This is a genomic window from Frankia umida (assembly GCF_023242945.1).
GTDB classification, from domain to species: domain Bacteria; phylum Actinomycetota; class Actinomycetes; order Frankiales; family Frankiaceae; genus Frankia; species Frankia umida.
In genome coordinates, this window is the sequence record NZ_JALKFT010000054.1 from 9740 (window position 1) to 21455 (window position 11716).

Genomic DNA, 11716 nt, shown 5'->3' on the forward strand with positions numbered 1-11716 from the left:
CGGCGGGCACCGGCCCGCCGAGGAAGCCGACGGCCTGGAACGCCGCGTCGAGCAGCGCCGGATGCACCCCGAACCGGCCGGCGTCGGGGTGCTGCTCCGGTGGCAGGACGACCTCGGCGAACAGCTCCTCGTCCCGGCGCCAGAGCGCCCGCAGTCCCTGGAAGGCCGGACCGTAGACGAAGCCGGACTCCGCGAACCGCTCGTAGCAGCTGTCGAGGTCGACCTGCTGCGCGCCGGTGGGTGGCCACACCCCGATCTCGTCCGCGCCCGGCCGGGAGGTGGCCCGGCCCGACAGCACCCCGGTCGCGTGCGTCGTCCACGGGGCGCGCGCATCCACGTCCAGGTCGGCGGGGCCGGGCCCCGACCCGGATCGGGCCGGTTCGACCCGGGACCGGATGTCGATGCCGCGCCGCCCCGACGGGTCGGCCGCACCGACGAGAACCTGGAGGTGGATCGCCGAATCGGCCGGGATGATCAGCGGCGCCGCCAGGGTCAGTTCCTCCACCTGGTCGAGTCCGACCTGGTCGCCGGCGCGGATCGCGAGTTCCACCAGCGCCGTCCCGGGCAGCAGGACGACACCGGTGACCGCATGGTCGGCGATCCACGGGTGGCTGCGGGTGGACAGGCGGCCGGTGAGTGCCACCGGGCCGGAGTCCGGCCAGTCGACGGCCGCCCCCAGCAGCGGATGATCGGCCGCGGCCAGACCGACCGACGAGGCGTCGCCGCCGGCACCGCGGTCCGCCTCCAACCAGAAGCGGCGCCGCCGGAACGGGTAGGTCGGCAGGTCGACGAGCCGCGCACCGGTGCCGGTGAACGCGGCGCTCCAGTCGACCGGCACCCCGTGGACGTGCGCCGCGGCCACCCCGAGCAGGAACTGGTCGAGACCACCCGCGTCGCGCCGCCCCGAGGCGATGGTCAGGACGGCGTCCGGACCGGCTCCGGCCACGCCCGCGAGGTCGAGTCCGGCGTCCAGGGCGATCTGCCCGATCGCGGCGGTCAGCACCGGATGCGGGCCGATCTCGACGAACGTCCGGTGCCCGTCGGCCAGCAGGGCGCGGACCGCGCGCTCGAACTCCACGGTCTGGCGGGTGTTCCGCAGCCAGTAGGGGGCGTCGAGGGCGGCGGTGTCGATCCGTTCGCCGTCCACCGTGGAGTAGAACGGGGTGGGGACGGAGACCGGTCGCACGGGCCCGAGCTCGGCCAGCAGCCGGTCGCGGACCCGGTCGACCGCCGGGGAGTGGGAGGCGATGTCGACGGCGATCCGCCGGGTTCGTGTCCCGTCCCTCGCGCAGCGTTCCAGTAGCTCGGCCAGGGCGGCGGTCTCCCCCGAGACGACGACCGAGTCGGACGTGTTGACCGCGGCGACGGCGAGCCGCCCGTCCCAGGGCTTGAGCAGCAGCTCGGCCTCGGTCCGGGGCAGTGCCACCGTGACCATCCCGCCCCGCCCGCCGAGTTCCGCCGCCAACACCGCGCCGCGGCGTGCACTGGCGAGGGCCGCGTCGGGCAGGCTGATCGCCCCGGCGACGCAGGCCGCGGCGATCTCGCCCTGGGAGTGTCCGAGCACCGCCGCCGGTCGGACCCCGAACGTCCGCCACAGCTCGGCCGTCGCCGTCATCACCGCGAACAGCGCCGGCTGGACGACGTCGGCCCGGTCCAGACCGGGTGCGCCGGCAGCGCCGCGCAGGACGTCCCACAGCGACCAGTCGACGTGCGGTGCGAGCGCCTGCGCGCACAGGTCGAGCCGGGACCGGAACACCGCCGAGGACTCCGCCAGCTCCAGCGCCATTCCGGCCCACTGGCTGCCCTGGCCGGAGAAGACGAACACCGGCGCACGGCTGGCGTCCGCCACACCGGTGGCGACCATGGAGGTGGGGCGTCCGTCGGCGAGCGCGGCAAGCGCGGTGAGCAGCCCGCCCCGGTCCGCGCCGACGGCGACCGCCCGGTGCGGGTGCCGTGCCCGGGCCGTCACCAGCGTGTGCCCGACATCGGCCGGGTGCCAGGATTTCTCCTCGGCCAGTCGGGCCCGCAGCCGCTCGGCCTGGGCCCGCAGCGTCTCGTTGTCGTGCGCCGACAGGACCAGCGGTACGGGGGGCGCGACGTCGGTGCTGTCGGTACCGTCGGTGCCGCGGGCGGGCGGCGGGTCGAGCGGAGCGTCCGTCGGGGTGTCCACCGGTGCCTGTTCGACGATCAGGTGGGCGTTCGTCCCGCTGACCCCGAACGAGGAGACGCCGGCGCGGCGCGGACGGTCCCCGGCCGGCCACGGCGTCGCCTCGGTGAGCAGTCGGACCGCGCCCGCGGACCAGTCGACGGTGCGGCTGGGCCCGTCCACGTGCAGGGTCCGCGGCAGCAGCCCGTGGCGGATCGCCATGACCATCTTGATGACGCCGCCGACCCCGGCGGCGGCCTGCGTGTGGGAGACGTTGGACTTCAGCGACCCCAGCCACAGCGGCTGCCCGGGGTCCCGGCCCCGTCCGTAGGTCGCCAGCAGCGCCTGGGCTTCGATCGGGTCGCCGAGGGTCGTCCCGGTCCCGTGCCCCTCGACGGCGTCGACCTGCGCCGGGTCGAGGCGGGCGTCCGCGAGCGCGGCCCGGATCACCCGCTGCTGGGACGGGCCGTTCGGCGCGGTCAGCCCGTTGCTGGCCCCGTCGGAGTTCACCGCCGAGCCGCGCAGGACCGCGAGCACCGGCCGGCCGGCCCGGCGGGCGTCCGAGAGTCGTTCGAGCAGCAGCAGGCCGGCTCCCTCCCCGAACCCGGCACCGTCCGCCGCGTCGGCGAACGACCTGCACCGACCGTCGCGGGAGAGCCCACGCTGCCGGCTGAACCCGATGAACAGCCCCGGGCTCGCCATGACCGTGGCGCCCCCGGCGAGGGCGAGCCCGCACTCCCGGCGGCGCAGTGCCTGGCAGGCCAGGTGCAGGGCCACCAGCGACGACGAGCAGGCCGTGTCCAGGGTCAGCGCCGGACCTTCCAGACCCAGCTCGTAGGCGATGCGTCCCGACGCGACACTCGACGCCGTACCGGTACCGAGAAAGCCCTCGACGTCGGCGGGGACGGCAGGCAGGCGGGCGGCGTAGTCGGTCGCCATCACGCCCACGAACACCCCGGTGGCGGAGCCCCGCAGGCTGCGCGGGTCGATGTTCGCCCGTTCGACCGCCTCCCAGGCGATCTCCAGCAGGACCCGCTGCTGGGGGTCCATCGCGAGCGCCTCCCGCGGCGAGATACCGAAGAAGTCGGGGTCGAAGGCGCCGGCGTCATCGAGGAAACCGCCCTCGGCCGCGTACAGGGTGCCCGGCCGGTCCGGGTCGGGGTCGAACAGCGCGTCGACGTCCCAGCCGCGGTCGGTGGGAAAGGCCCCGACCGCGTCGACGTCGTCGGCGACCAGGCGCCACAGCTGTTCGGGGGACCGTACCCCACCCGGGTACCGGCAGCCCATGCCGACGATCGCGATCGGTTCGTGCGCGGCGTCCGCGAGGTCGCGGTTGCGCTCGCGCAGCGCGTCGTTGTCCAGCAACGCCGTCCGCAGTGCCTGGACGACCTTCTCCGTCGACGTGGCCATCACTGACTCCACCCGTCAGGCCGGGACGCGCCATCGGCGTCTCCGGCTCCGTCCGATCCGGAAGCCCCGGGCGGGCCGGCGGCGGCGGGCGCCTCCTGGTCCCCGAGGACGAGCTGCACAAGATCGTCAAGGTCCATCGACGCGATCGCCGCCTGGCGCCCGAGCGCGGCGGCCGACCCGACGGCGCCCGCCAGCTCGGCCGTCCCGCCCGCTCCGGCCGTCGCCTCCCGCTGGCCCGGCACTCCGGGTCCGGCCGTCTCGCCCGCGGCGGCCGTCCCGCCCGGGGCGGGGGCGAGCTCGTCGCGCAGGTAACCCACCAGTGCCGCGGGGGTCGGGTAGTCGAAGACCAGGGTCGCGGGCAGCCGCAGACCGGTGGCCACGCCGAGCCGGTTACGCAGCTCGACCGCGGTCAACGAGTCGAAGCCCAGGTCACGGAACGCCCGCCCCCCGGCCGCCGCGGACCCCGGGGCGTGCCCGAGGACGGCCCCGACCTGGCCGAGCACCAGCTCGGCGAGGATCTCGTCCCGTTCCTCGGGGGACACCGCGCGCAGCCGCCGCCGCAGGGTGTCGGGCCCGTCGTCGCCCACCGCGGACACGTCCGCGGCGCGGCGCGGACGTGTCCGCACGAGCCCGCGCAGCAGCGGCGGGACGCCGCCCGGCCCGGCCCGGCCACCGAGGGCTGCGAGGTCCAGGCGGACCGGGACCAGCAGGGCACGGTCCGCGGCCAGCGCCACGTCGAACAGCCGCAGCCCCTCGGCCGAGGTCAGAGCCCGCACGCCCGCGCGTTCCAGCCGTCGCAGGTCGGGGTCGCCGAGCCGTCCGGTCAGCTCGCTGCGCTGCTCCCACAGCCCCCACGCCAGTGACATCGCCGGCAGGCCCGCTGCCCGCCGCTGGTGGGCGAGGGCGTCGAGGAAGGCGTTGGCCGCGGCGTAGCTGCCCTGGCCGGGCCCACCGAAGACGCCGGAGGCCGAGGAGAACAGCACGAAAGCCGACAGGTCGAGCCGGCGGGTGAGCTCGTGCAGGTGCCAGGCGCTGTCGACCTTGGGGCGCAGCACCGGGTCCAGCCGTTCGGGGGTCAGCGCCGGGATCACCGCGTCGTCGAGGACACCGGCGCAGTGGACGACGCCGGTCAGGGGGTGGTCGGCCGGGATGGCGGCGAGCACGTCGGCGAGCTGGGCCCGGTCTGCCACGTCGGCGGCCCGCACGGACACCTCGACGCCGCCGGCCGCCAGGTCGGTGACGAGCTCGGCCGCGCCCTCGGCGGCGGTGCCGCGCCGGCTGACCAGCAGCAGCCGCCGCACCCCGTGCACGTGGGCCAGGTGCCGGGCCACCAGCGCACCGAGCACACCCGTGCCGCCGGTGACGAGGACCGTTCCGTCGCGCCGCCAGCGGGCGGGCTCGTCCTCGTCGGTCGGCGGTGCGGCCGGGACCCGGACGAGCCGGGCGACCCGGGCGGCGCCGTCCCGGATCGCCAGCCGCGGCTCCCCGCTCGCCAGCGCCGCGGCGACCAGTTCGTCGGTCGACAGGGCGTCGCCGGGGTCCAGGTCGAGCAGCACGAACCGGTCCGGAGCCTCCGCCAGCGCCGACAGCGCCAGGCCCCACACCGCGGCGCCCGCGAGATCGCGCACGTCATCCCCGGGTCGCGCCGCCACCGCCCCCCGGGTCACCAGCACCAGCCGGGACGACCCGAAACGCTCGTCCGCAAGCCAGGCCTGCAGCCAGGCCAACGCCCGGTGGGTCGCCCGCCGCACCTCCTCCGGCGGGTCGCCGGGCACGTCCCGCGCCCCGGCCGCGACGGGGAGAAGGGGCAGCAGAACCACCGCCGGCGGATCGGCGATCGGATGGGCGGCCGCGAGCGCGTCCAGGTCGGGGTACGAACGGGTCGACAACCCCCGGAGTCCGTCTGTCGCCGGCTGTCCGACGTCGAGGGCGGCCCAGGGCTGGACCGTTCGCGGTGTCTGTCCGGCGGCCGAGACGACCCAGTCGAGTGCGAACAGCCGGTCGCCGACACCGGTGAGCCCCACGGGTTGGTTTCCGACCGGCCGCGTGACCAGGGAGTCCACCACGGCGACCGGGCTTCCGCCCTGATCGGCGAGGACGATCCGGGTCCGGTCGGGGCCCAGCGGGCTCAGCCGGGCCCGCAGCCGGCCGGCGCCCGCCGCGAGCAGGGACACCCCGTCCCAGGAGAACGGCAGGCGGGCGGCCTGGCCACCGGAGTCGGCGCCCTCGTCGGCCGTGGCGGCGACCCACAGGCTCTGCAGAGCGGCGTCCAGCAGCGCCGGGTGCAGCCCGAACGCACCGGCCGTGCCCTGGAGGTCCGGTGCCAGCGCGACCTCGGTGAAGACATCCGCCCCGCGAGTCCACACCGACCGCAGGCCCTGGAAGGCCGGCCCGTAGGCGTAGCCGGCGGCGGCGAAACGCTCGTACACGCCGTCGAGATCCACCGCCGACGCGCCCGGTGGCGGCCAGCTTCCCGCCAGCTCGGCGAACGCGGGTTCGTCGGCCGGATCGGGCCCGGCCACCCCGCCGGCCGTCGCCTCCCCGGCGAGCAGACCACCGGCATGCCTGACCCAGTCGGCGCCGGGGTCGCCCGCGGGGCGGGCGTGCAGGGTCAGGCCACGGTTCCCGTCGTCATCGGGACCGCCGATCCGCAGCTGAAGGTCCACCGCGTCCCGTTCGGGCAGGATCAGCGGGGCGTCGAGGGTGAACTCCTCGACCCGGTCGCAGCCGACCTGTTCGGCCGCGCGCAGCGCCAGCTCGACGAACCCGGTGCCTGGCAGCAGGACGGAGCCGGCGAACATGTGGTCGGCGAGCCAGGGATGCGTCCGCCGGGACAGCCGGCCGGTCAGGACGTGACCGTGGCCGTCCGCGAGCTCGACCGCCCCGCCCAGCAGCGGATGGTCGGCGGGAGTGATCCCCGCGGCGGCGACGTCGCCGGCCGCGGCGGGGGACGTCGCCGCCCACCAGTAGCGCCGCTCCTGGAAGGGATAGGTGGGCAGGCTGGTCGTCACCGCCGCGACGTCCGGCGGGTCGACCGGGGGCGGGCCGTCACCGGCGGCGTCCGGCCAGCGCACGTCGACCCCGTGCAGGTGTGCCTCGGTCAGCGCGTCGAGCATCCGGGGTGTCGCACCCTCGTCGCGGCGCAGCGTCGCGACGGTGACCGGATCGCCGGCGTCCGCGTTCGGCTCCGCCGGCGTCCCGTCGATCGTCTCCTGGATGCCGACCGTCAGGACAGGGTGCGGGCTCACCTCGACGAACACGTCGTGTCCGGCGGCGAGCAGGGCGCGGGTGGCCTCGTCGAAGCGCACCGTCCGCCGCAGGTTCGTCACCCAGTACTCGGCGTCCATGTCCGCGGTGTCGAGCAGGCCGCCGGTGACCGTCGAGTACACCGGCACCGACGCCGTCCGCGGGCGCACCGGTGCGAGCAGCTCGCGCAGCCGTGGCCCGATCTCGTCGACCTGGGCCGAGTGCGAGGCGTAGTCGACCGGGATGCGACGGATCCGGACCCCCGCGGCCTCACAGTCGGCTGACAGCGCGGTGAGCGCGTCGGTGGAGCCGGCCACCACGGTCGAGCGCGGGCCGTTCACCGCGGCGACGGACAGGTCCGCCGCCCACGGCGCCAGCCGCGCCCGGACCTCCTCGACCGGCAACGCCACCGCGACCATGCCCCCACGCCCGGCCAGCGCCCCGAGCGCCTTCGCCCGCAGCGCCACCACCCGCGCGGCGTCAGCCAGGGACAGTCCGCCCGCGACGCAGGCGGCGGCGATCTCGCCCTGCGAGTGTCCGACGACCGCCGCCGGTTCCACCCCGTGGGAACGCCACAGCGCCGCCAGCGACACCATCACGGCGAACAGCGTCGGCTGGACGACGTCCACCCGGTCCAGCGATGCCGCCCCGGCCGTGCCGCGTAGTACGTCGGGCAGCGACCAGTCCACATGCGGGGCGAGCGCCTCGGAACACTGCTCGATGCGCTCGCGGAAGACCACCGAGTCCGCAAGCAGGCCGGTCGCCATCCCCGCCCACTGCGTGCCCTGGCCGGGGAAGACGAACACGACCGACCGGCCAGAGCGGGCGACGCCCTCGCGGACCTCGGCCATGGGTGCGCCCGCGGCCAGCGCGTCCAGCCCGGCGAGCAGGCTCCCGCGGTCGCCCATGCGCAGCGCGGCCCGGTGCTCGAAGGCCGATCGCCGCCGCAGGGCCGCCCCGATGTCGGCGAGGGCCTGCCCGGGATGGTCGGCGAGGTGGGTGCGCAGCGCGGCGGCCGACGCGCGCAGCGCCGCCGGCGTACGGCCGGAGATCAGCCACGGCAGCGCGATCCGATCCGGTTGCCCGGTCACGGGTTCACCGGTCACGGCGCCGGTCGGGCCGACCGCGGGATCGACCTCGCCGTCGGCCGCCTCCGGCCCCGGTGCTGGGGGCTCCTCGAGCACGAGGTGGGCGTTGGTGCCGCTCATGCCGAACGACGACACCCCGGCCCGGCGTGGCCGCTGCCGGGCGGGCCAGGCCACGGGTTCGGTGAGCAGCCGGACCGCGCCTGCCGTCCAGTCGACGTGCGGGGACGGTTCCTCGGCGTGCAGGGTGCGCGGCAGCACGCCGTGGTGCAGGGCGAGGACCATCTTGGCGACGCCGGCCGCGCCCGACGCCGCCTGGGTGTGCCCGATGTTCGACTTCAACGATCCGAGCCACAGCGGCCGGTTCGCCGGGCGCTCCTGGCCATAGGTCGCGAGCAGGGCCTGGGCCTCGATCGGATCACCGAGGGTGGTGCCGGTTCCGTGCGCCTCGACCGCGTCGATCTCGTCGGCACGCAGACCGGAGCTGGCCAGTGCCTGGCGGATCACCCGCTGCTGGGACGGCCCGTTGGGAGCGGTCAGCCCGTTGCTCGCCCCGTCGGAGTTGACCGCCGAGCCCCGGATGACGGCGAGGACGGGATGCCCGGCGCTGCGCGCGTCGGACAGGCGGGCCAGCACCAACATGCTGACGCCCTCGGCCATACCCATGCCGTCCGCCGCGGCGGAGAACGCCTTGCAGCGGCCGTCGACGGCCAGGCCCCGCTGGCGGCTGAAACCGACGAACGCCCCCGGAGTCGCCATGATCGCGACACCGCCGGCGAGTGCCAGCGAGCACTCCCCACGCCGCAGCGACTGGCTCGCCAGGTGCAGGGCCACCAGCGACGACGAACAGGCGGTGTCGATCGTGACGGCCGGACCCTCCAGGCCGAAGGTGTAGGCGAGCCGGCCGGAGAGCACACTCGGTGCGCCCCCGGTGAGCAGATGACCCTCGGCGTTGTCGGGGGACGCCGCCGCGCCGAGAACGTAGTCCTGGTAGTTCGCGCCGACGAACACCCCGACCGGGGCACCGCGCAGCGAACCCGGCTCGATCCCGGCCCGCTCGAACGCCTCCCACGAGGTGGTCAGCAGCAGCCGCTGCTGCGGGTCCATCGCCAGTGCCTCCCGCGGCGAGATGCCGAAGAAGTCGGGGTCGAAGTGCCCGGCGTCGCGCAGGAAGCCACCCCGGCGGGTGTAGGAGGTGCCGGGATGGTCGGGGTCGGGATCGTAGAGCGCGTCGAGGTCCCAGTTGCGGTCAGTCGGGAAATCGCCCACGACGTCCTCGCCGGCCGCCAGCACCTGCCACAGATCCTCCGGGGTCCGCACCCCGCCGGGGAAACGCAGGCCGAGCGCGAGGATCGCGATCGGCTCGTCGTCGGCTCCCGGCACGGCGCCGGTTGCGGCGCTGGTCGTGGCGCGGCGGGGAGCGGCCGACGTGTCGTTCGCCGCGGCACCGGCGAGTTCGCCGCGCAGGAAGTCGGCCAGCGCGGTGGGGTTCGGGTAGTCGAAGACCAGCGTGGTGGGCAGACGTCGACCGGTGGCCGCGCTCAGCCGGTTCCGCAGGTCCACCGAGGTGAGTGAGTCGAACCCCAGCTCACGGAACGCACGGACGGCGTCGACCGCCCCGGCGCCGCGGTGCCCGAGCACCGTGGCCGCCTCGGTCCGGACCAGGTCCAGCAGCACTCGGCCGGCCTCGGCCACGGGCAGGCCCCGCACCCGGTCGACGAGCGCCGACTCCGCCGGCGTCACGGCGGACCGGTCGGTGCCGGCGCCGTTCACCGCGTCCCCGTCGGCGCCCAGCGCCTGCCGGACCTGCGGGATCTCACTGAGCAGCGGGCTGGGCCGGGCCGAGGTGAACACCGGCGCGAAGCGTTCCCACTCGACGTCGGCGACGGCGATGTGCGTCTCGTCGTCGGCGAGGACCGTCGCCATGGCCGCCATCGCCACCTCCGGGTCGAGGAACGGCAGCCCCTGGCGGCGGACCCGGTCCAGATCGAGGCCGTCCGGGGTGGCGGTGCTCGCCCACACCTCGGAGCTGTCCCAGACCCCCCAGGCGATCGAGGTGGCGACCAGGCCCTGGTCGCGACGCCACTGGGCGAACGCGTCGAGATAGGCGTTCGCAGCCGCGTAGGCGCCGTGGTCACCGCTGCCCCACACCCCCGCGATCGAGGAGAACAGCACGAACGCGTCCAGCGGGGTGTCGCCGAGCGCGTCGTGCAGGGTGCGCGCGCCGACCGTCTTCGCCGTGAGGACGGCGGCGAGGTCGGCCGCGGTGAGGCCGGCGAGCGGGGCCAGCTCGATGACGGCGGCGGCGTGCACGACCGCGCGCACCGGCGAGCCCGCGGCGGCCAGGTCTGCCACGAGGCCGGCCACGGCGTCCGCGTCCCGCAGGTCGCATGCCGTCACGGTCAGCCGGGCGCCCGCGGCGGTGACGTCGGCGTCGACATCGGCCATCCCGGCGACCTGCGCGCCCCGCCGCGAGACCAGCACGACGTGGTCGGCGCCGGCATGGGCCAGCCAGCGGGCCAGCCTGGGGCCGAGCGCGCCGGTGCCACCGGTGACGAGGACGGTGCCGCGCGGTCGCCACTGCGCACCGCTGCCCCGGTCCGCCCGGTCGGCGTGGTCGGCGTGGTCGGTGGTCTCGCGATGGCCGGGGGCTGCCCGGACCAGCCGGCGGGCGAACGTTCCCGCGGGCCGGATCGCGAGCTGGTCCTCACCGCCGTCCGCCGGGTCGGCCGCGAGGACGGCGAGCAGCCGAGCCACAGCGCGTTCGTCGCACCCGTCAGGCAGATCGATCAGACCACCCCAGCGGTCGGGATGTTCCAGGCCGACGACCCGGCCCAGTCCCCAGACCGCGGCCTGGAGGGGGGCGTCGATCGGCTCGAACCGGCCGAGGGACACGCCTCCCCGGGTCAGCATCCACAACGGCGCCGTCACCTCGAGGTCGCCCAGTGCCTGGGCGAGCACCAGGTTCAGCGCCAGTCCCGCCGGCAACCCCGGATGCGCCGGGTGGGAGGTCTCGGCGAACGCCAGGGTGGACAGGATTCCGACGGGTCGCACGGTGCCGGCCAGAACGTCGGTGCCGGCCAGAACGTCGGTGCCGGCCAGAACGTCGGTGCCGGCCAGAACGTCGGTGCCGGCCAGAACGTCCGTCAACGCGGCGACGGCCGCGGCGCGGTCGGCCGCGCCGTCCGCGAGCTCCACCAGGATGACGTCGACGCCCGCCCGGCGCAGGCCGTCGGCGGTGCCGACCACCCACGGATCCGTACCGTGGCCGACCGGGTGGACCAGCAGCCAGGAGCCGGTGGGGGCGCCCGACGTCGTGGCCTCGACCGGACGCCAGGTGACCCGGTAGCGCCAGGTGTCGATGACGGACGCCCGGGCCTCGCGACGGCGCCAGGACGAGAGCACCGGCAGGGCCGCCCGCAGCGGCTCGAGCGGGACGTCGGCGTCGAGGGCTGCCGCCAACGCGGTCAGGTCCTCCCGGTCCACCGCGGCCCAGAACCGGGCGGTGGCCGGATCCACCGCCGCCCGGTTCATGCTCTCGGGCGCCGTGGTGGTGCTGGGCGCGTCCACCCAGTACCGCTGTTCCTGGAAGGCGTAGGTGGGCAGGTCGACCCGCCGCGGCGGCGCCCCGAGCACCGACGCCTCGAACGCCGGCGCCCAGTCCACCGCGACACCGTGCGTGAACGCCTCGGCCAGGCTCGCGAGGAAACGACGGGGACCCCCGTCATCACGGCGCAGCGTCCCGATGGTCACCGCGCTCGAATCCGCTGCCGCGTCGATGGTCTCCTGCATACCGACCGTCAACACCGGATGCGGACTGACCTCGACG

Annotated in this window: 2 protein-coding genes; both read right to left on the reverse strand. The window is 75.9% G+C overall.

Going from position 1 to position 11716, the window contains the following annotated elements; translation table 11 throughout:
• A partial coding sequence (locus tag MXD59_RS24925) for a type I polyketide synthase (protein ID WP_248827014.1) occupies positions 1 to 3556 on the reverse strand: 3556 nt, incomplete at its 3' end.
• Positions 3556 to 11679: a type I polyketide synthase gene (locus MXD59_RS24930; protein ID WP_248827015.1), complete on the reverse strand. Its 8124-nt coding sequence runs from the start codon at positions 11677 to 11679 to the stop codon at positions 3556 to 3558. The genes MXD59_RS24930 and MXD59_RS24925, both read right to left, overlap by 1 nt.
• Between the last annotated feature and the right edge of the window lie 37 nt (positions 11680 to 11716).

Excerpts from the sequence above, each read along its gene's own strand:
- MXD59_RS24930 (WP_248827015.1), bottom strand. The coding sequence starts at position 11,679 with ATGCAGGAGACCATCGACGCGGCAGCGGATTCGAGCGCGGTGACCATC.